This window comes from Rhodoglobus aureus, from assembly GCF_039527955.1.
Lineage (GTDB): Bacteria > Actinomycetota > Actinomycetes > Actinomycetales > Microbacteriaceae > Rhodoglobus > Rhodoglobus aureus.
Genome location: NZ_BAAAKW010000034.1, coordinates 112025 through 134768 on the forward strand (window position 1 = coordinate 112025; position 22744 = coordinate 134768).

The window sequence follows — 22744 nt, forward strand, 5'->3', positions numbered from 1 at the left end:
CTAAAATTGACCGTGCAGCTGGGAGCCAGTTGTGGCGAATAACCAAACGAGAGTAGAAACGGTAACTACTGGTGTCTGGAATAAGTGGCCTGTCGCTGTATCTTCCGCAATATCGTGTGCGGCTCGAAGACTGGTCTGAGTGGAATGACGAACCCTGGGGCAGGGTTCAGGGTGTGGTTGGACGATCCTTCCGGATGCGTGGCCCGGGCCAGAGCGTTTACACGCTTGCGGCCAACGCGGTCTGGCGTCTCATCCGCGACTATGACATCGACCCTGCGCGAGTCGGGATGCTCGCGCTCGGCACCGAATCGAGCAGCGATAACTCCGCGGGTGCCATCATCATCAAGGGCATGATCAACGATGCGCTTCTCGCGCACGGCCGCCCCGAGCTGGCTAGGGACTGCGAGGTGCCGGAGTTTAAGCACGCCTGCCTGGGTGGCGTTTACGGCCTCAAGGCGGCACTCCGCTACCTGTCCGCGGATGGTGCAGGCCGCCTAGCGATCGTGGTCTGCGCCGATATCGCTGAGTACGCGATCGGGTCGAGCGGTGAGCCGACCCAGGGTGCTGGCGCGGTGGCAATGCTGGTGGACGGCGACGCGAAGCTTCTCGAGGTCGATCTGGCGGGTTCCGGCAGCGACTCGGAATACCGGATGGTGGACTTCCGCAAACCCTTCGCGCGCTTTCACCAGCCGCCACGCGACGATGGACAGATGCAGGACCTGCCGGTGTTCAACGGTCGCTATTCGACGAGTTGCTACATCGATGCGACTCACCACGCCATGGAGGCGATGCTCACCAAACGCGTCGCTCGACGCGGTGACGGCTACCGGCCGGTCGACTACTTCGACGAAGTTGATGCTGTATTCATGCACCGGCCATACCACCGGATGCCCGCAACCGGCTGGGTGATGGCCTACCTGTTCGAGCTTGCGGCAGACGATGCCGGGCGTGAGCAGTTGCGCACCTATTGTGCTGACGCTGGAATTGATGCGGGTGCGTTGCTCGCTGAACTTACTGCACCTTCACCGTTCCGAGGCCACGGGGTGACCGTGGGAGAAGACACCGAAGACGTCTTCCCTCTCGCCAAAGTCCTGCGCCAGTACCTGCGCAAGACCCCGCTGTGGGCGTCGTTGGTGGGAGAGAAGCTCGGGCTCGGTTCAGAGGCCATGCGCGATCTCGGCAACCTGTACACGGCAGCGCTGCCGGCGTGGATTGCTTCTGGCCTCCGCCAGGCGGTGGACGACAAGCTCGAGATCGCGGGACAGGAGTGGCTGGCTCTCGGTTATGGCAGTGGTGACGCCGCAGAAGCGCTCCCCATGCGGGTTGGTGCCGGATGGCGCGACGCCGCAGCACGCATCAACTTCGCGGAGGCCCTCGGAACGCCGACCGACCTCAGTGAAGCCGAGTACCTCGCACTGCACGAGGGGCGAACCGCACAAGTGCAGGCTGCGCCAGTGCACGATGAGTTCGTTGTCGACCATGTCGGAACCCTCGACGGCCCAGACTTCCACGATCTCGGGATCGAATACTACCGCTTCGTGGGGCCCGCAGCCCGCGGCTGAATCGTGCAAGCAGGTTGCCTTCTGTGACGGCCGTGCTTAGGTTAGAGGGAAAGCAAGGAGACCTCGTGGCCAACGACGGCGGTGCACAGAATGTCGCAGAGAAACTCATCGCATCACATCTGGTGTCCGGGGAGATGAAGCCGGGCGCGGAGATCGCGCTGCAGATCGACCAGACCCTCACGCAGGATGCGACAGGCACGCTGGTCATGCTCGAGCTGGAGGCTCTCGGCCTCGACCGCGCCAAGACCGAGGTCTCGGTGCAGTACGTGGACCACAACCTGCTGCAGGCCGACAACAAGAACGCCGAGGACCACGACTTCCTACGCTCGGCGTGCCAGCGCTTCGGCATCTGGTACTCGAAGGCAGGCAACGGGGTGTCCCACCCCACGCACATGCAGCGTTTCGGCATTCCAGGCAAGACCATGGTCGGCTCCGACAGCCACACCCCGGCGGCCGGTTCGCTTGGCATGCTGGCCATGGGGGTTGGTGGCCTCGAGGTGGCCACGGCGATCGCTGGTCAGCCTGTCCGAATCCGGATGCCAGAGATTTGGGGCGTGCGCCTCACGGGCGAACTGCCTCCGTGGGTGAGCGCCAAGGACGTGATACTCGAGATGCTGCGCCGTCACGATGTGAAGGGCGGCGTGGGCCGCATCATCGAGTATTACGGGCCGGGCCTCGCAACACTCACCGCGATGGACCGGCACGTTATCGCTAACATGGGTGCGGAACTCGGCGCGACAACCACCGTGTTCCCCGCCGATGAGCAGGTGCGCACTTTCTTGCAGGCCGAGCAGCGCGAGAACGACTTCGTCGAGCTGCTGGCGGATGCCGGCGCCAGCTACGACGTCTACGAGGAGATCGACCTCTCCACGGTCATCCCGCTCATTGCCCTGCCGAGCTCGCCGGGCAAAGTTGTGCCGGTGAGCGAGGTGGCCGGACGCCCCGTGGAACAGGTGGTGATCGGCTCATCCGCGAACCCCGGCCTCCGTGACTTTGCGATCGTCGGGGCCATCGTCAAGGGCCGCCAGACGCATCCGGGTCTCTCGCTCGATGTGAATCCGAGCTCGCGCCAGATTCTGCAGGACCTCACGCTGATGGGGGTAACGCTCGACCTCATCGCCGCGGGGGCGCGCCTGCACCAGTCTGGCTGCATGGGCTGCATTGGCATGGGCCAGGCGCCGGCAGTGGGACGCATCAGCCTGCGAACCATGCCGCGCAACTTTCCCGGACGCAGCGGAACGAAGGAGGATGCCGTGTACCTCTGCTCGCCCGAGACCGGGGCCGCTGCGGCACTAACGGGCGTGATCACCGACCCGCGTGATCTGCCCGGTCTGCTCGACATCGACTATCCCAAGATTGTGCTGCCGAAAGTCTCGAGCGTGAATCTCGCCATGCTCGAAGCGCCTTTGTCCGCCGTTGAGTCGGCCGCCGTTGAGTTGGTGAAGGGCTCGAACATCTCGTCTCTGCCCGACTTCGGGCCGCTCGCGAACCATGTCGAGGCCCCGGTGCTGCTCAGGGTCGGGGACAACATCTCCACGGACGATATCCTGCCTGCTGGTGCGGTGGTGCTTCCCTACCGCAGCAACATCCCGAAGCTGGCCGAGTTCACCTACTATATGCTCGACGAGACATACGCCTCGCGGGCAGTTGAGTCCCGGGACTCTGGCGGTCACATCATCGTGGGCGGCGCAAACTATGGGCAGGGTTCATCGCGTGAGCATGCCGCCATCACACCTCGCTTCCTCGGGCTTCGCGCTGTGATCGCTGTCTCGTTCGCGCGCATCCACTGGCAGAACCTAGCCAACTTTGGGGTCCTAGCCCTCGAATTCGCGGATGCCGGAGACCACGAACGCGTGCAGCAGGGCGACGTGCTCGTGCTCGACGATCTGCGGGAAAAGATCGCACGGTCGGGCGAGCTCACGGTGCACAACAAGACGCGCGACGAGGACTACCGGCTCACCCACCGGCTCTCACCCCGACAGGTTGAGATGGTGCTCGACGGCGGGCTGATTCCGTGGTTGCGGCGGTCGTGAACGAAAGCGATCACCGGGTCAACTCACGCCACGCACACAACTGCTAAATTCTTGTTGAGTGTCGGAATTGGTGCTGTAACTTCCGGTGGTTTCGGCGTTGAGCTGATGGCCTAAGCCACAAACTAGACCTAGACCTATGTGAACGCGACCCGCGGCAACTTCGCGGTCGCCCTCACCCGAATCGAGTAACCGATGTCACCAGAGACAGTTCCTATTGCCAACGGTGTAACGGGCCCCGGCGACGACCGGCTGGTGGCTGCCCGCAGAGCACTGGAACAGACGCGAGAGGAATTTTGGGCGGTGTGCGAGCCGGTCAATCCACCGAAGATAGCACGCGACTACGTGAACTATTTCTGTGCCCGCAATCCCGCCAACGTGGACACGGTCAAGAAAAACCAGCCGAGGAGGCTCAAGTTCTATGATGCCCTCAACACGTATCTGCGCGCTTATTCAACTATTGCGAACGAACTCGAACTAGCCGGCTACACCTCGCGGGAGGTGACAAGCATCGAGAAAGAAGTCCGGTTCTTCGAGGACGTTGTCCGCGACGTGAAGCTGGCTGCCGGCGAGCGACTCAACTACGCCAAACCGAATGAGATGATCTAGCCACTACTGTAGCGCTGACCACCTGAATCTGCCCCCTTTCGCGAGCACTATTGATGAGTCTCGTCACCGCTAAACTCAGCCCCGAAGCGCTCACCTATTACCGCTCGGCCTATCCGACCATCGCCAGCCGCAGGGCCGTTCTCCAGTGGCCCCGCGAGGTATCACTCGACGGCAAACCGGCCGACAACACCGCCGTTGTCAATGCCTACCGCCAATGGCTGACACAAGCCGAAATGCCGAAGCATCTGTTCTACAGGAACGACGGGGTGGCAATCAAAGATGCGGAGGTCGAGTGGTGCCGGGAAAATCTCTCGAACCTCGACGTCATCGACCTGGGTGACGGCATCCACTTCCTCCAAGAAACCGACCCCCACACGATCGGCACCGAGCTATCGAAGTGGTACACGCGGCTCTGAGCCACCCTCACACGCATTTCCCGATGTCCCATATTTGGGAGGATGACCACGAACAGCCAGCAAACGGAGCTCAACGAAGAATTGCGACGGCCTGAATGGTTTCAACAATCCGGGCTCATCCTCGGCGGCGGAACACCGGGGTCAGAGGTCACGCGGGATGGACGCGTGCGACCTGACAACTGTGCTGCGGCGCTGCACGAACGCTTCGATTGCCATGACGACCGTTTCGTTAGGGACTTGCCCCAAGACGGCGCTCCAAGGGCACATCAGATCGGTGGCAGGGAGGTTGAGCAGGGCACGGTCACATTGCGGCGATGCGTTCGCTTTCTCGTTGAAGGTCGTCGGCGAGGCCGCTGATCCCCTTTCTCATCTGCTTGTCGGTCGATCCCTTGGCTACTCGACCAAGTCGGTTGGGCTCATAGCTGTAGTCGATGGAGAGGGCGGTGCCGTCGCCGTGCGCGGCGATGTTGAAGTCGACGATGGCGCCAGAGATCGGCAATTTGAACGTCTCGAACAGGTTCACGGTCATTTTCTGGTTCGGGATGTAGGCGTCGATGCGTTCGTTGACTCCCCCGAACGGCGAAAAGTTGCAGTGCCTAGTCGCCCCTTCACCGACCGGCCCTTCCGACGTCAGCTCGGATTTTTTCACTCCAGGGCTCCATTGGGCGATGTCTCCGAACTTGTCGAGGACCTCCCACACCTTTTCAAGTGGGGCTCCGATTTGGCGGGTGATAGTGAATGCAGGCATGGCGTACTCCTTGGGTTGTTGGTCGTCGTCGTTTCAGTCGAGCGGTTCGGTGATGAGGATCTCGACGTTCGAGAAGCCCGCGTCGCGGTCAGGGATCAGCGTCTGGTAAGCGTCGCTGGCAAACACGCTCTGGATGGATTCGGCGTTTTCGAAGTCCATGACGAGCGCAATACCGGTGCCGGCGGTGCCGGTGATCGTGTCGGTGACGCGGACCCGCTTGACGGGTGTGCCGCCGGCGCCTGCCGGGAGGGGTTGGACGCCGTGGAGGTAACGGCCCATGGCTTCGCCCTGGCCCTCGGCGGGCGTGACGGTGACGAGAAGTGTGGTCATGGTGATGCGCCTTCGTGGGGCTGTTCTGGCGGGTCGAGTCGTGAGTTAGCTCTCTGGCATATCCGCACTCGACATTGTATATCTCCGAATGATACTCTACACTCCATGGTGCAGAAATCAAGTCCCACAGCGAAACGACTAGGACGACGACCAGGCTTCGACCGCGACGCTGTTGTCGCTGCCGCCATCCAACCGTTCTGGGCCAAAGGCTTCGAGGCCACGACACTCAGCGATCTCGAAGCAGCAACCGGAGTCGATCGCTCATCGATCTACAACAGCTTCGGAGGCAAAGAGGGCCTGTATCACAGCGCCGCCTCCGCCTACGTCGACAGCGCAGAAGAAGTCTTGTTCGAACCCCTGCACCGGGGCTCCGCAGGCATCGCCGACATCATCGAGTTTCTCGACCGTCTCGCTGCGAATCTCCGCACTGGAACCAACCCTCAGGGCTGCTTCATCGTGAACGACATGGCCGCTGACGTCGACCACCAATCCACCGACCGATACCTCGAGCGCCTCGAAGACGGATTGCGCGCCGCCCTCGAACGGGCCTCGACATCCGGAGAGACCCAAGCGAACATGGTCATCCAGCGTTGCCAACTTCTCACCTCCGCGATCCTCGGAGTCAACATCACCCACCGCAACGACAAGACAGGAACCCGAGCAACGAACCTGATCAACGCGCTTCGCTCAGAAGTGAGATCCTGGGCCGTTCTCCAATAGGTTTGGACCAGCGCCCGGCGGGTCGGTGCGGTGCTAGCGCGAGATGCCGCCAAAAAGGACTTCGACGGTTGCGTGCATGGTGCCGATGCTGGGATCACCAGAGTCGGAGTTGCCAGAGAGACAGTCAAGACAGACAGCAACCAAACGGCGATCGTGACCGGAGCGAGTTCAGAACGGTACGCCGCAGTTTGTTTCGTTGTGCGGGGAGCCTTGCAAGGTCCTTGCTGGCCATCACGGCAAAGCACTCGGCCAAGGCGGTCCGCTCCGATCAGGCTGATCACGGGTAGGGCTTCTACCGATTGTTCAACCGGGTACCCGACCGCCGCAAGATCGAACGCCACATCCTCCCCACGCCCGGCGCAGTCCCGATCCGCAGGCTGAAGGTCACCCACATCGATCACGCCCAACAACTCGCAACGTTCCTGCGCGCCGCCGGTCTTGATCATGGATCCCGGTTCCACCACACGCTGCGCGAAGGTGACGAGCGCGAGTGATTCCTTCGGGGTTGGCTCCGATCGGATGCGTCCAATGCGGTTCTTGCCTAGGCTTTCTGCGGCCACCATGACTGGCACTTTGTCGCTTGCGCGGCCCCTGTTTCCGCGGGAGATTCCGCCGACAAAGGTTTCATCGACCTCGACCGTGCCGGATAGGAGCTGGCGTTCAGGCACGAACATCGCACGGCGGAGCTTGTGTATCCAAACCCAGGCCGTCTCATACGACTTCAAGCCCAAGACCCGCTGCAGCCCGAGAGCGGAAACCCCATTCTTCTGCGAGGTTACGAACCAGATCGCGGCGAACCAGGTGCGCATGGAGGTGGGGGTGCGGTCGAAGATCGTGCCAGCCGTCACCGACGTGCGTCGGGAGCAGCCGGTGCACATCCACCGGCTCTCGCTCGTGCGCCACGCGCCCATGCCGCCACATTTCGAGCTGGCGAATCCGTTTCCGGGCCCGCCTCAGCTCTGCGCTCTCGGAGGTCGTAACACTGGGTGACTCGCCTCGATTGACCTGGTCTTGGCATACTTCTCAGCCTTCCAGCAAGGCCCAAGACTCCACAGCCACCGAGGTAACCGATCTGTGAGGCAGGTCAAAGAATCAACCAAACCTTTAGCAATCCGAGCAGACCAATTGACAGCTCCGTTGAGCAGCCCTGGGCAGGGTGCCCGCTGGGGCAACAGGGCCTCTATTCGGGCAACTTCTTGCCGCCCAGTTCGGGCAGGGCGAAAGCCACACCCGCGGCGAGCACAAAGACAATTCCGAAGATGACAAAGAGTAATATCGGGCCGCCAGCGCAAGTAGCGGAGGGACCAGCAGTGGCGCCGCGATCGACGCGATGCGGCCAAAGCCCGCTGCGGCGCCGGTTCCGGATCCGCGCAAACGGGTCGGGTAGAGTTCGGGCGTGATCGCATAGAGGGCACCCCAAGCTCCGAGGTTGAAGAACGACAGGAGCATGCCGAAGCCAATGATCTGGGCTTCGCTCCCGTTGACGGCGCCGAAACCGAAGGCGACTGCCGAAACCGCTGAGCCGATCAGGAACGTCGACAAGGTGATGCGACGTCCCCATTTCTCGACCAGATACGCCGACGCGGCGTATCCAGGCAGCTGAGCGAGCGTAATGATGAGGGTGAATTCGAAGGACTTAACGAGCGGGAACCCGGAACCAACCAGCAGGGTCGGAAGCCAGATAAAGGCGCCGTAGTATGAGAAATTGACCAGAAACCAGACGAGCCAGATCAGGATGCTCCGGCGCCGCCATTCTCCGGAGAACAGATCCGCCAGTCGCGAGCGCTGTACCGGCACTGCGGTTTGTTGGCTGCCCTGGGCTGTGTCAACCGCGCCAGATACGATGCCGGCTGAAGCCTCGAATTGCACGACGATACTTTCAGCCTCCGCTTGTCGTCCCTTCGACTGGAGGAATCTGACGGATTCCGGCAGCCGTAGTCGAACGTACACGGCCCACACCGCTGGCAGCATGCCGATCAGGAGCGCGAGGCGCCAACCGTCGGGGCTGGCGGGAATGACTAGGTATCCCACAACGGCGGCACCAAGCCACCCGATGGCCCAAAATCCTTCGAGTAGCACGACAACTCGTCCGCGGATGCGCCGCGGTGCGAACTCGCTCACCAGGGTTGACACGACCGGAAGTTCTGCGCCGAGGCCCAGCCCGACGATGAACCGCAGCAGGAGCAGAATGCCGACAGACCAGGCCAGTGCTGATGCACCGGTGGCGACCCCGTAGAGCAGCAGGGTGAGCACGAAGACCTGTTTGCGGCCCAACTTGTCCGCAAGGATGCCGCCGAGGGCCGCTCCTACGGCCATCCCGGCGAAGCCCGCCGCCGCCACCCAGGACAGGCTGGCGGCATCCGCCTTCCACGTCACGGAAAGCTGCGCGATGACAAACGAAATCAGTCCGACATCAAAGGCATCAAGAGCCCAGCCAACCCCGGAACCGGCCAACAGGGAGCCGTGGCGACGCGTGAACGGCAAACGGTCCAGACGCTCCGTGAGCGATTCGCGCGGCAAACTGTTGAGGAGGTTAGACATGGTCTCTTCCCAAGAGTTGTTTCCGGTTAGAACATTCCGAGTTGGAGCCGGGCGGCATCCGACATCCGGTCCTGGCCCCACGGCGGGTCCCAGACCAACTCAACATCGACGTCGCTCACTCCGGCGGCCAACTGGACCTCGGTTCGCGCATCATTCTTGAGCACATCCCCCATACCGCAACCCGGTGCCGTCATCGACATTTTAATCTCAATTCGGTACGTGCCATCATCTAGCTGCTGCGCTTCACACCCGTAGATCAGCCCCAAATCCACAACATTGATGGGGATTTCGGGATCGAAAACGTTCTTAAGTTGTCCCATGACCTGCTCCATGTCAAATGAGGCCCCGTCCACAAGAACGGTTTCGGCGATCGGCTCCGTCAGGCCGAGGGCTGCAGAATCCTCGGCGCTGATTCGCACAAGGTACCCCATCGAGGTTTGGACTGTCGCGCTTCCACCCAGAGTCTGCGTGACGATGACCGGCTCCCCCTCTTGGAGGAGCATCGGCTGCCCACCAGGAATCACCGTGGCCTGGCAACTCTGTGTGAGTTCAACTGTGCTATATCCGCCTGAGTACATGCTGCTTACTCCGTTCCGTCCTGGAGGGAAACTGTTATAGTCGCGTTCTCTTCAATGGCCCCCTCGTGAGCGGCGCCTTCTTTGAGGGCGCTGTGCAAGGCCTGCCAGCACAATGTGGCACATTTGACCCGTGCCGGGTACTGCCATACGCCCGAGAGCACCGCGAACTTGCCCACATCGGCCGGGGGACCATCGCTCAGAGGTTCGGTGGTGAGCATAGTGTGCACTCGAGTGAACAGGGCGAGGGCCTCATCATTCCGGAGGCCCATCACCGACGACGTCATGAGTGAGGCCGATGCCTTCGAAATGGCGCATCCGTCGCCTTCGAAAGCGATATCGGCGATGTGGTCACTGTCGCGCTGCACATAGAGGCTCAGATGGTCACCACACAGCGGGTTGACTGCCTCAACGGTCTGGTGCGCGCCCTCCAGCTGGCGAAAATTCCGCGGGCTGCGGGCGTGCTCGATGATCATCTCCTGGTAGAGCCCCGCCATGTTCGTGCTCGTTGCCGCGTCGATACTCATTGCTGGGCTCGATGGGCGTCCGTTCCGAACCGAGTGGACACGAGCTTCTCCAGCGACGCGCGGAGGGGCTCCAGCTCGATTCGATCCACCATCTCCTGCACGAAGGCGTAGACGAGGAGGCCGCGGGCTTCCTCCAGCGGTATCCCGCGCGTGCGCAGGTAAAGCAACGCCTCATCGTCCATCTGCCCGACCGCAGCACCGTGCGTGCACTTCACATCATCGGTGTAAATTTCCAGTCTCGGTCGAGTGTCGACCTGGGCACGATCGGAGAGAATGAGGTTCTTATTCTTCTGATTCGCATCGGTTCCATCGGCACCATGACGAACCATGATCTGTCCGTTGAACACTCCGTGCCCACGACCGTCGAGCACACCCTTATACAGCTGGTGGCTGGTGCAATTGGTCGCGACGTGATCAATGAAGATCGTGTTGTCGTGTAATTGCTCACCCTGCGGCAAGTAGATGCCGTCCAGGCTTACCTCGGCCTCGACGCCGTCTAGGAGTACCCGCACTTCGTGGCGGGCGATGCTGGAGCCGAGCATGACCGAGCGCGAAGAGAACCGGCTGTTGCGTGCTTGCCGCACGTCCAGCAGCGCCAAATGGAATGCTGTGACTGGCTCGTTTTGTATCTTGTAATGATCGATCTGAGCGCTGTCGGCCAGCACGACCTCCGTGACAGCATTGGTGAAGTAGACATCGTTGTTGATTCCGGCGTAGGTCTCAACGATTGTTGCGCGGCTATCGGAATCGGCAATAATCACCGAACGCGGGCTGGACATTAGGGGGATGCCCTCGGTGTCGGAGAAAAACACGAGCTGAATCGGTTCCTCGACGGTCGTGCCGGAGGCGATATGAATGAATGCTCCGTCCTCGGCGAAGACGTCGTTGAAGGCGGCGAAAGCGGCATGTTCGCCCGGCGTGTGCGAAAAGAACGGTTCGAGGCGGTCCGGACTCGCAGCCAGGATCGAGGCCAGGGTCGTGACGACCGCGCCGGACGGTAACCCGGTCAATCGCGAAAATTCAGACGAGAAATGTCCATTGACGAAGACCAGGCGGGGGCCGCCGAGATCGATCGAGGCTGTGTTGATGAGGTCTGCTGTGACCCGCGGGCCCGACCCGGCGATGGCAGCCTCGAAGGGTACGGCCAGGATCGGGTCCAGTCCGGTATATTTCCAGTCCTCGTTTTTGCGGGACGGAAAGCCATGCTTCCCAACCCATTCGAGGGCGTTCACCCGCGCCTCGGCGCGCCAGCCGAGATCGCGACCATCACGCTTCGGATTCAGGTCCGCGAGCACACCCCCAGTAGCCAGCACCGGAACCTTCACCGCAGTCATACGGTCGCCCCGACCTGCGCCGAACGCTCCGAGCTGGGAGTCAGGCCCGCATACCCGTTTTTTTCGAGCTCGAGTGCAAGGTCCTTATCACCGGAATGCACGATTTGGCCTTCGGCCATGACGTGCACGAAGTCGGGAACGATGTAGTCCAACAGGCGCTGGTGGTGCGTGATGATCAGCATTGTCCGACCCTCATTGCGGAGGGCATTCACACCGTTCGCTACGACCCGGAGCGCATCGATGTCCAGGCCGGAGTCGGTCTCATCAAGGATCGCGAGTTTGGGCTCCAGAATCGCCATCTGCAAAATCTCATTGCGCTTCTTCTCACCACCAGAGAATCCTTCATTCACCGCGCGGCTCATGAACGTCTGGTCCATCTCGACCAATTTCATGCGCTCCTGGGCCAGGGCCAGAAAGTCCACCGCGTCGAGCTCTTCCTCGCCGCGCTCGCGGCGCAGGGAGTTTAAGGCTGTTCGCATGAAGTACATGTTGCCGACACCGGGAATTTCTACCGGATGTTGGAAGGCCAGAAATACGCCAGCCGCAGCTCGTTCCTCGGGCGACAGGGCCAGCAGATCTTGACCTTCATACGTGACACTGCCGGAAACGTCATAACCGTCGCGACCGATCAGCACGCTAGCCAGCGTGCTCTTACCTGACCCGTTCGGGCCCATGATGGCGTGCACCTCACCCAGGTTAAGGTCAAGATTCACCCCACGTAAAATTTCCTTGCTGTCAATACTGGCGTGCAATTCCTTGATATGTAGCATTAGCCGACACTCCCTTCTAGACTCACGGTCAATAATTTTTGGGCTTCAACAGCGAATTCCATCGGCAGCATTTTGAATACCTCACGGCAGAACCCGTTCACGATCATCGACACGGCCTCTTCCTCTGGGATGCCGCGCTGACGGCAATACAAGAGTTGCTCCTCACCGATCTTCGATGTTGAGGCTTCGTGCTCGACCTGCCCTGTCTGGTTCTTCACGTCGATGTAGGGCAGGGTGTGGGCGCCGCTGTCTTTACCAATCAACAGGGAGTCGCACTGAGTGAAGTTGCGGGCACCAGCAGCAGAATGCCGAATATCGACCAGCCCCCGGTAGGTGTTCTGGCCGTGACCGGCCGAGATCGCCTTGGAAATAATGGTGCTCTTGGTGTTCTTGCCGATGTGCACCATCTTGCTGCCGGTATCCGCTTGCTGGCGTCTCGCGGTCAACGCCACCGAGTAGAACTCCCCGACCGAGTTATCGCCCTTTAGAACGACGCCCGGATACTTCCAGGTGATCGCCGAGCCGGTCTCGACTTGAGTCCAGGAAATCTTCGCGTTCTTGCCGGAAGCCATACCGCGCTTGGTGACGAAATTGTACACACCACCATTGCCATCCGCGTCACCCGGGTACCAGTTCTGAACAGTCGAATACTTGATTTGCGCATCATCGAGAGCGACGAGTTCGACCACAGCGGCGTGCAGCTGGTTCTCGTCCCGAACCGGAGCCGTACAACCCTCAAGGTAGCTGACATACGAGGCATCCTCTGCAATGATCAGCGTGCGCTCGAACTGCCCGGTGTTGGCGGCGTTGATCCGGAAGTAGGTGGACAGCTCCATCGGGCAGTGCACACCCTTCGGGATGTAGCAGAACGACCCATCGGTGAATACCGCAGAGTTCAGCGTGGCGAAGAAGTTGTCGTTATACGGAACCACCGAGCCGAGGTACTTTCGTACCAGCTCCGGGTGCTCCTGAACAGCCTCAGAGAAGGAACAGAAGATGACGCCGGCGTCAGCCAGCTTGTCTTTGAACGTTGTCGCAACCGACACCGAATCGACGATTGCGTCCACGGCGACGCCGCTGAGACGTTCTTGTTCACCGAGAGAGATTCCGAGCTTGTTGAACATCTCCCGGATTTCAGGATCGACCTCATCCATACTCGATATTTGCTTCTTCGGCCGGGGGTCGGCGTAGTAAATAATGTCCTGATAGTCAACGGGACCATACGAAACGTGCTGCCAGGTGGGAGCCGTCAGCGTGATCCAGTGTCGATACGCCTTCAACCGCCATTCGAGGAGCCAATCCGGCTCGTTCTTCTTGGCCGAGATCAGCCTGATGATGTCTTCGTTCAGTCCCTTGGGTGCAACTTCGGTTTCGAGATCCGTGGTGAACCCGTACTGGTACTCCTGGTTGGCGAGCTCACGAACCTCATCGGAAATACCGACCGCGGCTGTAGGTGCACTCATTTTCGTCTCCTTCTCACGTGCTTTTAGTTGATGTCAGGCGGTCTGCCGACAGTGTGTCGGTCAGTGTTCCTGAGGAGGTAGAGCTGCTACCAATGGGTGGTCTCCGGGTATTGGACCGATCTTGGCCGCCCCGCCGGGTGAGCCCACCTCAGCGAAGAAGTCGACGTTGACCGTGTAATAGTCCGCCCACACCTCCGGCACGTCATCTTCGTAATAGATGGCTTCGACCGGGCACACCGGTTCACAGGCACCGCAGTCGATGCACTCATCGGGTTGGATGTAGAGCATTCGATCGCCCTCATAGATGCAGTCGACTGGGCATTCATCGATACAGGCTCTGTCCTTGAGATCTACGCACGGCAACGCGATTACGTACGTCATGATGCACCTCCTTCTCGTTGGGCCGAAAGCTGGCCGCGCCCAGTGGTCACGGAGGCGGAAGCCGTTACGCCAAAAAGCGCGGCCACCTGGTCGAGAGCACTCAGCAGCGCTTCGACCTCAGCACCCGTGTTGTATACCGCGAAGCTAGCTCGCGTCGTCGCCGGCACGTTCATCCGCTGATGCAGTGGCCAAGCGCAATGGTGACCTACCCGGACGGCGACCCCGGCATCGTCGAGAATCTGACCGACGTCATGCGCGTGGACACCGTCGACCACGAAGGAGACAGCGCCGGAACGATCCTGACCGTCAGCCGGTCCGATGACCCGAACCCAGGGACGTCTTGCGAGCCCGGCGAGCAGTGCTTCGGTGAGGGCGTGCTCATGGGCCGTCACCCGAGGCATGCCCACACCGGTCAGGTAGTCGCAGGCCGCAGCCAGGCCAACTGCCTGGGCCGCCATCGGGACACCGGCCTCGAATCGCTGCGGTGGAGCAGCGTAGGTCGAGCCCTCCATCCGGACGGTCTCGATCATCGAGCCCCCAGTAAGGAACGGAGGCATGGCCGCTAGGAGTTCGTAACGGCCCCACAGGACGCCGACCCCCATCGGGCCGAGCATCTTGTGACCGCTGAAAGCTAAGAAATCAACGCCGAGATCAACCACGTCAACAGCGAGGTGCGGCACCGACTGACAGGCGTCCAAGACCGTCAGTGCGCCGACCTCCCGGGCCCGATCGACAATGGCAGCAACCGGATTGGTTGTGCCCACAACGTTGGACACATGAGTGAACGCGACGACCTTGGTGCGGTCGGTGATCACCGTGTTCAGGTCGGCGAGGTCAAGGCGGCCATCGTCGGTGACCCCGATCCAGCGCAGGATGGCACCCGTGCGCCGAACGAGCTCCTGCCACGGAATGAGGTTGGCGTGATGCTCCATCTCGGTGATGACGATCTCATCGCCTTCACCAAGAGCGAATCGTGCAGCGATAGCAGGGTTGACGCCATCCATTGCCCCCGTAGCCGCGGCATTGCTGAACGCATAGGCCACGAGGTTTATCGCTTCGGTAGCGTTCTTGGTGAACACGACTTCCCGTGACTGCGCGCCGATGAATTGAGCCACCGTTTTGCGAGCGGACTCGAATGCGTCGGTTGCTTCTTCGGCAAGCTGGTGAGCGCCGCGGTGAACGACGGAGTTGCGCTGTTCGTAGAAGGCGCGCTCGGCATCGAGCACCTGGCGCGGTTTGTGTGACGTCGCGCCGGAGTCGAGGTACACCAACGGCTTCCCGTTACGCAGGGAGCGGGACAGGATCGTGAAGTCACCCCGGATGGCGGCTGACTCTAGTCTGGTGAATGCCCTACCTGGGGCGTTATCGGACACGGTGGGGCTGGTCAGACCGGGGTGTAGCCCCTCACCGGTGCTCACTGTATTGAGTCGTTATCAGGGCTGATCGTGCCTGACGGCGTCGTAACCGGGACGGCACTCAGGGGGATGAACGTGGTGCAGGCGTGTTCCCCGTGGGCAAGAGTCGTCTGGCGTTGGACGCGAACCCCGAGCAGCTGTGAGAACGCATCAGCCTCAGCGTCACAGAACGCCGGGAACTGGGTTGCGACGTGCTGAATCGGGCAATGCCCTTGGCACAGCTGGACACCGGCCGTGGACATGTCCGGTCCGACGGGTCGCGTAGACGCGGCGAAACCGTCGGCGCTCAGTGCTGTCGCCAGCGCCTCTGCGCGGGCGGCGACATCCGCGCCTACCGTGGCAAGCTGTGCGGCATACCGCGCCTCGAACTGTGCACTATGTTCACGGGCGAACTCGTCGACGGCATCCGCACCGGCATGTTTAGCGAGAAATTGCAACGCGGAGGCTGCCAGATTGGCGTAGTCACTTTCCATCCCAGCATGACCAGCCTCGGAAAGAATGTATGCCCGGGCGGGCCGCCCGCGACTGCGACCGCCAGCGATGGCGAGTGTGCGTTCCTCGATGGTGCCGTTGTCGGCGAGCAGGTCAAGGTGACGGCGAACCGCGGCGGGCGTCACCCCCAAGCGCGAAGCGAGGTCGGCCGCGGTGAGGGGGCCGTCTTCGGCAATCGTCTGCCGGATCCTGTCCCGGGTGCGCGCCTCATGACCGTGCGGTGCGGAGTGGGAAGGGTCGGCACCCGCGAATGTGCGGCCGTTGGTTATTAACACAACATTAGTGTGTGCTAATTCAGCCCAGATGTCCAGTTAGGTGTTGCGTGACATTGGCTTCGGACGCCCAGTACCCGTGTTAACCCCGAAATTTGTGCTGGTTTGCCGCTACACACGAGCAGGTCAACTGCCACAACGGCTGCCGGCACCATCGACTTCTCGATCCCGAGGCTGCTGCTTCCTCGACTGGCTACTGGCGCGGCGCCTGCGCGGGGAACGGGCGCTGACAACCGTGGCACCTGCTCGGAGTCTGGACCAGGCGGATGGAGAGGCCGTCCGCCTGACCCTGATGCCGCAAGCTGACCACGATGGGGTCTGCTGCACGTTTAGGTGACAGGTGCTAGTCACACAGCCAGTGTGGCTGGCGTGTTCATGATGGCCTCAAATTCGATCGGGGTCAACCGTCCCAGTCGGGGCTGTCGGCGACGCCGGTGGTAGGTCCGCTCGATCCAGGTCACGATCGAGATGCCCAGTTGCTCGCGGGCGGTCCAGGACGTTCTTCTGGAGCAGCGAGAAGAAGCTCTCCATCGCGGCGTTGTCGCCGCAGGAGGCGACTCGGCCCATCGATCCGACCATGCGATGGCGAGTGAGCACACGACGGAACTTCCTACTTCGAAACTGGGATCCTCGATCGCTGTGAACCACGCAGCCAGCGACATTACCGCGCATCGCTACGGCGTTTTCCAGCGCGTTGACCGCCAGTGTCGACTTCATTCGGGAGTCGATGGAGTAGCCGACGATCAGGTTGGAGAAAACGTCTTTGATCGCGCAGAGGTAAAGCGTGCCTTCCGCAGTTTTGTGTTCCGTGATGTCCGTTAACCACAACTCATTGGCCTCCTCAGCGGTGAACGCGTGCCGGATACGGCCCTTGTCGTCCGTGACCGTGCAGAGGTCGTCGTGGACCGGCGACCCAGGCTTCTTCCCGTTCCTCGCCCGCTTCTTCCCAAACGCACTCCACCAAGAATTGTCACGACAGATGCGCCACGCAGTCCGATCAGCCATCACCTGCCCGGCATCGCGAGCCTCGTCCGCCAAGAGCCGATGCCCGAACTCCGGGTCATCCTGGTGCGCGTCGAACAGAGCGTTCGTGCGATACCCCTCGACCACCTCACGAGCCGTGACCGGGTCGGCCAGCCACCGGTAATAGGGCTGGCGAGCAAGCTTCAAAACCCGACACGTCACCGCCACGGGAACCCCGTCGACAGCGAGCTCAGTCACGAGCGGGTAGAACCTTTTCCCGGCAGGTTCGCCTGCGACAAATACGCTGCCGCACGACGCAACACCTCGTTCTCCTGCTCCAGCAAACGGATTCGCTTCTGGGCTTCTCGCAGCCCGGCCGACACCGTGCCAGAGGTGCCGGGTTTGCTGCCATCATCGACAGCAGCGCGCTGCAACCACTTCTGCAACGTCATCGTGTGAACACCAAAATCGGTCGCGATCTGCTCGATCGTCACACCAGGTTCACGGTTTCGAGCCACGCGCACAGCATCGTCACGAAACTCACGGGGATAAGACTTAGGCATACAGACATCCTTCCAGCCCACCCACCCGGGCAAGCCAACTCAGATGTCACCTACTCGTGCAGCAGACCCGGTCTTGGGTTTTCTGTTTGAGCCGTTCGTAGGGTGTGCTACCCGCGAGGGCTCCGTGGGGTCGATCGTAGTTGTAGTAATCGTCCCATTCTTGGAGCTTGTTGTTGAAGAGGTTGACGTCGTCGATGACTTGGCTCTCGAGGAGGCGGTAGAACTCTTCCGAGTCGATCCGGTGGGAGCGTTCGACCTTGCCGTTGAGGCGCGGTGTGGCTGGCTTGATGTAGACGTGGTTGATGCCTGTGTCGAGCAGGTGCCAGTGGAAGGGTTGCCCGAATTCGGAGCCGTTGTCGGTTTGGACCTTCTCGACTTGGAACGGCAGTTTCGACAGGACGTGGTCGATGAACTGGATCGCGGTCTTTTGATCGTGCTTCGGGTAAGCGCGCAGCACGCGAAGTCTCGTGCAGTCATCGATGGCCGTGTATTGGTAATAGCGTTTTTTCTTGCCGGTCTGTCCGAGCGGTTCGATGAACTTCACATCGACCTGCAGTGCGTGCCCTGGTCTTTGCTTCTCGTATCGCTTCCAGCGGGTCTCATTGCGCTTGTAGCGCTGCGACGCTGGCAGCCGGCCCAGACCGAGCTTGTGAAGGATCCGCCAGACCCCAGAGGAGCTGATCGTGATGTCGTGATATCGCTTCAGATACATCGTGATCTTCTGCGGCCCGAAATGGTATTGCTGACGCAACCACAGGATCTTTTCGACGACCTCGACGTTGGTTGCCGTCGGTGCGTGGTGCGGGGCACTGGAACGGTCCCGAAGACCCTCGGCCCCTTCTTCTTCGTAGCGTTTCAACCAGCCGTAGTACGCCTGGCGGCTGATGCCGTAATAACGGCACGTCGCCGCGACGCTGCCGCTGACTTCCTCGACATGCCGCAACACAGCGAGCTCATGTTTCGCGCGACGCTCGAGCTCCCGCTCGACCGAAGCAGAGGTTCTTGATTTCATAGAATCTTCCTCCCATCAGGAAGACCCAACTGTCAACAACCTCCGTCAGTTTTATATTCTGGCAAGATTCAGAAGTTCATCGGCCCCGGCGGCAGTGGCTTCTCAATAGCGCTCTCGGCAAAAATCGCCGTCACCATACTCACTGCTCGCGGGTCGAGACTATCGCCCGGATAGAAGTCTTCGTAGAAGTCCTCCACCTCACCGAGCGTGCCGATTTCGCACAGACTCAGCAGCAAACGAATATCGCGGGTATCGCGACCTGGACGATTGGCGCGCAGTTTCATCGCTAATAGTGCTTCCTTGGACGCGACCTGAATCACGATGCCATCGCCATCGTAGATGGTGTCCCATTCGACGGTGCGACCGAGGGTGGGAAGAGCATCTGCTTTCGTGACTTCGAAATTAAGCCACGCGGGATCCCAGTCATGATGTTGAGCAACACGGGCTGCAGCCGCGGCAACCGCGGCATCACTTCCCGGACGAACGTGAAGCGAATCAAGATCCTGCGTGCTTCCCCGATCAAAATAGCGCAACGACAGGGCTGCCCCGCCAACCAATCTGATGCCCGCGACCTCACCATCGGCACGTAGTTCAGCGATGAGCTCACGAAGCCCGGCGATGATGTCATCTCGATCAAGAGTGGTTGCCACGATCACACGCTCTCGAACGTCGCGCGCCACGCAAGAACGCCTCGTTTGGCGAACTCGACGGGGACTTCAGCAAGTGCAGGAACAGGATCGGCCGGATCCACTTCGAGAGTTCGGGGAGTACTCAGAAACCGACTCGGGAGGTCGACCCATGCCGGCACAGGGATTCCGTCGTCGCAAAGTCGCCAAGCTACGAGGGCTGCGATCGCCGCATCCCACACCGGGTCGCGAGTTGACTCGGGCTCTGCGAGTCCAAGTATCCCCCGTACAAGTCCGTGCTCGGCCACAAGATTGTCGTTGAGTTGCAGCAGGGCGCGAAGAGCCCTGTCTTTGTCACCGGCGTTGAGTTGTCGACGGATTTCTGTCGCTACCGTTGCTGCGTCATCCCGCCGAGTAGGAGCCGAGTACAGTCGATGCCCGGCCCCAGCAAGCAGCCGGTCGATGGTTTCGAAGCTTGCATCGCGCCCGCGCTCGGACCGAGAAACGCTGCCTTGGTCAATGAGCGAACGAGCCGCAAGCTGTTCTTGGGTAAGACGACGACTCTTCCGGGCGGCGCGGACAAGCGTCGATGCGTTCGCCATGCCCATCACCACCCTCGATCGTTATCTTATTTATAGCTTACACGTCATATTTTGCGTGTGCCCCACTCGGATCCTAGAGATTTGGCGATCTCGCCGATTCGGGTCACCCCACCTAAGCAGGGTTTGCCCAGCAGCTCGCGCCTGGTTCTGGATGTGCTCGAAGAGTGCGTCGAAACACATCGGCTATGACGGATTGATGCTGGCAGAACTCGCGTCGCCACCAGACGGCGCCTCGACCTTGGGGTGGTGGTCGGTGCAGTCCGTTGCTTTCAGCTCGACGGTGTGGATGTTGGCTAGGTCAACGGTCGCTGGGTCGTCGGCGTTATGGGCGCTGGTTATGGTTGTGATCCTCATGAATCAATGCAATCGGTTTGACGCCGAAGAGTCGTCCGCCCTCGGGCTAGTTTTACTCATCCTTTCGGAGGATTCATCTACTTGCCAACAGTTTCTGATGCCTATTCGCCCTAACGTGGGGGCATGTTCAATCCACTTCCTAAGCTTCGCTGGCTCGTCGAGCCGTCGTTTGCGATCATCTTCTTCGCACTCTGGATCGTTGCCGAAATTGGCCGTTCGGATGGCGCGCCCTGGCCGAGTTTCCCGTTCACCGTAGGTTTACTCGCTGCGTCGATTGGCGTCGCACGCAGTTTTCCTAGAGTGGCGCTGGCGCTTACTGGCATTGTGCTTGTGGTTCAGCTCTTCGTACCATCGACACGATTTATTGGGACGACCTGGCCGATCTACCTCGCCGTTCTCATCACCTGCTTGATCATCAGTGCGACCGCAGCAGGACGGGTCCGCTGGCTCTCTCTTCCCGCGACCGCCGGCTACTTCATCCTCATCACGGGCCTGATGACGATCCCCTCCCTATCGGATGGCTACGGATTGGCGTCCTGGGCAGGAGTGGGGCTTCCCGAAGCTCATATTGTCGGCAACTTCCTTGCAGTTCTGCTGCCAAGTCTTGTGTCAACAGCGGCAGCGTGGTTCATTGGCTTCGGCTTCAGGGCTTCGCGGTTGAAACGAGCCAGCGATATCAAGCTCGGAGAGGCCGAAGGAGAGTTGCGATCTGCGGAAATTGACCTGATTATTACGAGAGAACGTGACCGCATCGCACAGGATGTTCATGACATCATGGCTCATTCGTTAGCTGTGATAATTGCGCAGGCGGATGGTGCGAGGTTCATCGGCCCGTCCCGACCTGGGGTGGTCAATGAATCACTTGAGCGGATCGCCGCGTCGGCTCGAGCATCACTGTCTGAGGTGAGGATGCTGATCGAGTCGCTAGTAGATGACCCGGAGGGTCATTCGAATCCCACCCTCGCGAATCTGGATGATCTGGTGCTGAGGATGTCCGGGGCTGGCCTGTCGGCCACGGTAACGCAGTTCGGCGAGCAAGTCACACTCACTGCCAGTCAGGAGTTAGCGGTTTACCGCATCGTGCAGGAGGGTCTGACAAACGCACTCAAGCACGCCGGTGCCGGCCCGACCGCACGTGTGACGATGGACTGGCGCGGCCCCGGTCTTGCTCTTACGATCGAATCAAGCGGGACTCCCCCGCAACAAACCAACACCGAACCGCACACCATAAAGCAGGGCCGCGGGATCTACGGTATGCGTGAGCGTGCACGACTTGCGGGAGGGTGGCTCACCGCAGGTAGCGAAGCGGATATACCGGGGGGATACTTGGTTACCGCCTTCGTGCCGACAGCGTGGAGTCCTACGCCAACCGTCGAAGCAGAGATGGCTACGATGCCACAACAGGGTACGAGTACACAGTGACAGTCATCCGAGTCGCGATCGCCGACGACCAGCAACTCTTCTGCTCCGGTATCCAGATGCTCATCGAATCGCAGGCAGATCTCGAATTCGTCGGAGCCGCATACGACGGAGAAGCCGCCATCGTTCTTGCACAAAGTGCTCGCCCCGACGTGATTCTGATGGACATCCGGATGCCAATCATCGACGGCATCGAAGCGACCACACGCATTCTTGGCACCCCAGAGGGCCTCGCAGGCGATGCTAATGAGACCTCGAGCTCTGTTGCACAACCGAAAATCATCATGCTGACGACCTTCCAGCGCGACGAAGCTGTTATTCGCGCTATTCGCGCCGGCGCCGAGGGCTTCCTAATGAAAGACACCACACCAGAGTTCGTTCTCGCATCCATTCGCACGGTGCATGCTGGTCACGCCGTGATCGCACCCAGTAGTACCGTCGACCTCATTCGGCAGCGCACAAACCGAACCAATCGGGAACCAGCCGAAGAAGCGATCGCAGTTCTCTCCGCTCGCGAGAAAGAAGTATTCCTCCTCGCAGCGCGGGGACTCAGCAACGCAGAGATCGCCCAAGCCGCGTATATCAGCGAATCTACGGCCAAAAGCCACATCCGAAACATCCTGGCGAAACTAGCGCTCACATCGCGAGTGCAAATAGTGGCGCACGCCTACGAAAACGGGCTACTTAGTTGAGCCATGGACCCCGCCTCCGCCCGTGACGACTCCATTGAGCATCCCCGACATAATATTTTGGCGAGTCCGTTGCAGCGGCAGATGATGTCTGGGAGCATCGCGAACTGCTGCGCCTCCGACCCCTCGATCAGAGGTCAATAGGTCACTCCCGTGTGGAGAACCAAATCTCAGGCAAACACTGAGCCGGGACGAGTCGCAAAGGCCGTGTATCGGCCGCAATTTGGGGTTATAGGCCAAAACGTGTGGATGGGATCTTGATCTGACCATATGAATACTGGGCAAGAGCGAGGTTGTCATACTCGGTGACCCTTAGGTGTGCCGAACTCTC

The 22744-nt window shown here is 60.6% G+C and carries 22 protein-coding genes and 3 pseudogenes; 8 read left to right on the forward strand and 17 right to left on the reverse strand.

All coding sequences use genetic code 11. The annotated features are described in order from the left end of the window. Window positions 1-71 precede the first annotated feature (71 nt). The 4 genes from ABD112_RS10925 (at window position 72) to ABD112_RS10940 (ending at window position 4617) form a co-directional block, all read left to right on the forward strand. Window positions 72-1562, forward strand: coding sequence for a hypothetical protein (locus ABD112_RS10925; protein WP_343925804.1), 1491 nt, complete (start codon window positions 72-74; stop codon window positions 1560-1562). Window positions 1563-1627: 65 nt separating this feature from the next. Beyond that, the gene (locus ABD112_RS10930; protein ID WP_343925805.1) at window positions 1628-3595 is read left to right on the forward strand and encodes an aconitate hydratase; all 1968 of its coding nucleotides are present in this window, start codon (window positions 1628-1630) and stop codon (window positions 3593-3595) included. Window positions 3596-3787: 192 nt separating this feature from the next. Further along, complete coding sequence (locus ABD112_RS10935; RefSeq protein WP_343925807.1) at window positions 3788-4201, forward strand: hypothetical protein; 414 nt, start codon at window positions 3788-3790, stop codon at window positions 4199-4201. Between the two features lie 53 nt (window positions 4202-4254). After that, window positions 4255-4617, forward strand: coding sequence for a hypothetical protein (locus ABD112_RS10940; protein ID WP_343925809.1), 363 nt, complete (start codon window positions 4255-4257; stop codon window positions 4615-4617). Between the two features lie 301 nt (window positions 4618-4918). On the opposite strand, the gene ABD112_RS10945 is transcribed toward ABD112_RS10940, so the two are convergent. Next, window positions 4919-5365, reverse strand: coding sequence for an SRPBCC family protein (locus ABD112_RS10945; protein WP_343925811.1), 447 nt, complete (start codon window positions 5363-5365; stop codon window positions 4919-4921). A 33-nt stretch (window positions 5366-5398) separates the two neighbouring features. Further along, a complete protein-coding gene (locus ABD112_RS10950; protein WP_343925813.1) occupies window positions 5399-5695 on the reverse strand; it encodes a DUF1330 domain-containing protein in 297 nt (98 codons plus the stop codon). Between the two features lie 105 nt (window positions 5696-5800). Between ABD112_RS10950 and ABD112_RS10955 the strand changes: the two genes are divergently transcribed. Together ABD112_RS10955 and ABD112_RS10960 are read left to right on the forward strand one after the other, a co-directional pair. Continuing rightward, on the forward strand, window positions 5801-6415 hold the full coding sequence (locus ABD112_RS10955) for a TetR/AcrR family transcriptional regulator (protein WP_343925814.1): 615 nt from the start codon (window positions 5801-5803) through the stop codon (window positions 6413-6415). 299 nt (window positions 6416-6714) lie between these two features. Beyond that, window positions 6715-6909 (forward strand): hypothetical protein, encoded by a 195-nt coding sequence (locus ABD112_RS10960; protein ID WP_343925816.1) that lies wholly within the window; start codon window positions 6715-6717, stop codon window positions 6907-6909. Here ABD112_RS10960 and ABD112_RS10965 read toward each other — a convergent pair. The 15 genes and pseudogenes from ABD112_RS10965 to ABD112_RS11035 all read right to left on the reverse strand — a co-directional run. Then, window positions 6901-7326 (reverse strand): annotated as a pseudogene (locus ABD112_RS10965) (IS1595 family transposase); the annotation flags it as partial. The gene ABD112_RS10960 and the pseudogene ABD112_RS10965 sit on opposite strands and share 9 nt — an antisense overlap. A gap of 269 nt (window positions 7327-7595) precedes the next feature. Further along, a pseudogene (locus tag ABD112_RS10970) lies at window positions 7596-8956 on the reverse strand (MFS transporter). A gap of 26 nt (window positions 8957-8982) precedes the next feature. Further along, on the reverse strand, window positions 8983-9534 hold the full coding sequence (locus tag ABD112_RS10975; protein ID WP_343925820.1) for an iron-sulfur cluster assembly protein: 552 nt from the start codon (window positions 9532-9534) through the stop codon (window positions 8983-8985). A 5-nt stretch (window positions 9535-9539) separates the two neighbouring features. Next, on the reverse strand, window positions 9540-10058 hold the full coding sequence (gene sufU, locus ABD112_RS10980; RefSeq protein ID WP_343925822.1) for a Fe-S cluster assembly sulfur transfer protein SufU: 519 nt from the start codon (window positions 10056-10058) through the stop codon (window positions 9540-9542). Beyond that, on the reverse strand, window positions 10055-11392 hold the full coding sequence (gene sufD / locus ABD112_RS10985; RefSeq protein ID WP_343925824.1) for a Fe-S cluster assembly protein SufD: 1338 nt from the start codon (window positions 11390-11392) through the stop codon (window positions 10055-10057). Before sufD ends, sufU begins: the two co-directional genes overlap by 4 nt. Further along, entirely contained in the window at window positions 11389-12162 is a 774-nt protein-coding gene (sufC, locus tag ABD112_RS10990) for a Fe-S cluster assembly ATPase SufC (protein WP_343925826.1), read from the reverse strand. Before sufC ends, sufD begins: the two co-directional genes overlap by 4 nt. Further along, window positions 12162-13625: a Fe-S cluster assembly protein SufB gene (gene sufB, locus ABD112_RS10995; protein ID WP_343925828.1), complete on the reverse strand. Its 1464-nt coding sequence runs from the start codon at window positions 13623-13625 to the stop codon at window positions 12162-12164. Before sufB ends, sufC begins: the two co-directional genes overlap by 1 nt. A 60-nt stretch (window positions 13626-13685) precedes the next feature. Further along, entirely contained in the window at window positions 13686-14006 is a 321-nt protein-coding gene (gene fdxA / locus ABD112_RS11000) for a ferredoxin (protein ID WP_343925830.1), read from the reverse strand. Beyond that, a complete protein-coding gene (locus ABD112_RS11005) occupies window positions 14003-15394 on the reverse strand; it encodes a SufS family cysteine desulfurase (RefSeq protein ID WP_425563830.1) in 1392 nt (463 codons plus the stop codon). Before ABD112_RS11005 ends, fdxA begins: the two co-directional genes overlap by 4 nt. Window positions 15395-15420: 26 nt before the next feature. Beyond that, complete coding sequence (locus ABD112_RS11010; RefSeq protein WP_343925832.1) at window positions 15421-16188, reverse strand: helix-turn-helix transcriptional regulator; 768 nt, start codon at window positions 16186-16188, stop codon at window positions 15421-15423. 344 nt (window positions 16189-16532) lie between these two features. Further along, window positions 16533-17711: pseudogene (locus tag ABD112_RS11015) on the reverse strand (IS3 family transposase). Between the two features lie 46 nt (window positions 17712-17757). Then, entirely contained in the window at window positions 17758-18723 is a 966-nt protein-coding gene (locus tag ABD112_RS11020) for an IS481 family transposase (protein WP_343925834.1), read from the reverse strand. A 68-nt stretch (window positions 18724-18791) separates the two neighbouring features. Continuing rightward, on the reverse strand, window positions 18792-19373 hold the full coding sequence (locus tag ABD112_RS11025) for a hypothetical protein (protein WP_343925836.1): 582 nt from the start codon (window positions 19371-19373) through the stop codon (window positions 18792-18794). Window positions 19374-19375: 2 nt separating this feature from the next. Further along, a complete protein-coding gene (locus tag ABD112_RS11030) occupies window positions 19376-19951 on the reverse strand; it encodes a helix-turn-helix domain-containing protein (RefSeq protein WP_341953673.1) in 576 nt (191 codons plus the stop codon). 183 nt (window positions 19952-20134) lie between these two features. Further along, entirely contained in the window at window positions 20135-20305 is a 171-nt protein-coding gene (locus ABD112_RS11035) for a hypothetical protein (protein ID WP_343925837.1), read from the reverse strand. Between the two features lie 123 nt (window positions 20306-20428). On the opposite strand from ABD112_RS11035, the gene ABD112_RS11040 reads away from it, so the two are divergent. Together ABD112_RS11040 and ABD112_RS11045 are read left to right on the forward strand one after the other, a co-directional pair. Continuing rightward, window positions 20429-21727, forward strand: coding sequence for a sensor histidine kinase (locus ABD112_RS11040; protein ID WP_343925839.1), 1299 nt, complete (start codon window positions 20429-20431; stop codon window positions 21725-21727). Continuing rightward, window positions 21724-22416 (forward strand): response regulator, encoded by a 693-nt coding sequence (locus ABD112_RS11045; protein ID WP_343925841.1) that lies wholly within the window; start codon window positions 21724-21726, stop codon window positions 22414-22416. The genes ABD112_RS11040 and ABD112_RS11045 overlap by 4 nt, the downstream gene beginning before the upstream one ends. The last annotated feature ends 328 nt before the right edge of the window (window positions 22417-22744 follow it).

Excerpts from the sequence above, each read along its gene's own strand:
- ABD112_RS10935 (WP_343925807.1), top strand. The coding sequence starts at position 3,788 with ATGTCACCAGAGACAGTTCCTATTGCCAACGGTGTAACGGGCCCCGGC.
- ABD112_RS10940 (WP_343925809.1), top strand. The coding sequence starts at position 4,255 with ATGAGTCTCGTCACCGCTAAACTCAGCCCCGAAGCGCTCACCTATTAC.
- ABD112_RS10945 (WP_343925811.1), bottom strand. The coding sequence starts at position 5,365 with ATGCCTGCATTCACTATCACCCGCCAAATCGGAGCCCCACTTGAAAAG.
- ABD112_RS10950 (WP_343925813.1), bottom strand. The coding sequence starts at position 5,695 with ATGACCACACTTCTCGTCACCGTCACGCCCGCCGAGGGCCAGGGCGAA.
- ABD112_RS10955 (WP_343925814.1), top strand. The coding sequence starts at position 5,801 with ATGGTGCAGAAATCAAGTCCCACAGCGAAACGACTAGGACGACGACCA.
- ABD112_RS10975 (WP_343925820.1), bottom strand. The coding sequence starts at position 9,534 with ATGTACTCAGGCGGATATAGCACAGTTGAACTCACACAGAGTTGCCAG.
- sufU (WP_343925822.1), bottom strand. The coding sequence starts at position 10,058 with ATGAGTATCGACGCGGCAACGAGCACGAACATGGCGGGGCTCTACCAG.
- sufD (WP_343925824.1), bottom strand. The coding sequence starts at position 11,392 with ATGACTGCGGTGAAGGTTCCGGTGCTGGCTACTGGGGGTGTGCTCGCG.
- sufC (WP_343925826.1), bottom strand. The coding sequence starts at position 12,162 with ATGCTACATATCAAGGAATTGCACGCCAGTATTGACAGCAAGGAAATT.
- sufB (WP_343925828.1), bottom strand. The coding sequence starts at position 13,625 with ATGAGTGCACCTACAGCCGCGGTCGGTATTTCCGATGAGGTTCGTGAG.
- fdxA (WP_343925830.1), bottom strand. The coding sequence starts at position 14,006 with ATGACGTACGTAATCGCGTTGCCGTGCGTAGATCTCAAGGACAGAGCC.
- ABD112_RS11020 (WP_343925834.1), bottom strand. The coding sequence starts at position 18,723 with ATGAAATCAAGAACCTCTGCTTCGGTCGAGCGGGAGCTCGAGCGTCGC.
- ABD112_RS11030 (WP_341953673.1), bottom strand. The coding sequence starts at position 19,951 with ATGGCGAACGCATCGACGCTTGTCCGCGCCGCCCGGAAGAGTCGTCGT.
- ABD112_RS11035 (WP_343925837.1), bottom strand. The coding sequence starts at position 20,305 with ATGAGGATCACAACCATAACCAGCGCCCATAACGCCGACGACCCAGCG.
- ABD112_RS11040 (WP_343925839.1), top strand. The coding sequence starts at position 20,429 with ATGTTCAATCCACTTCCTAAGCTTCGCTGGCTCGTCGAGCCGTCGTTT.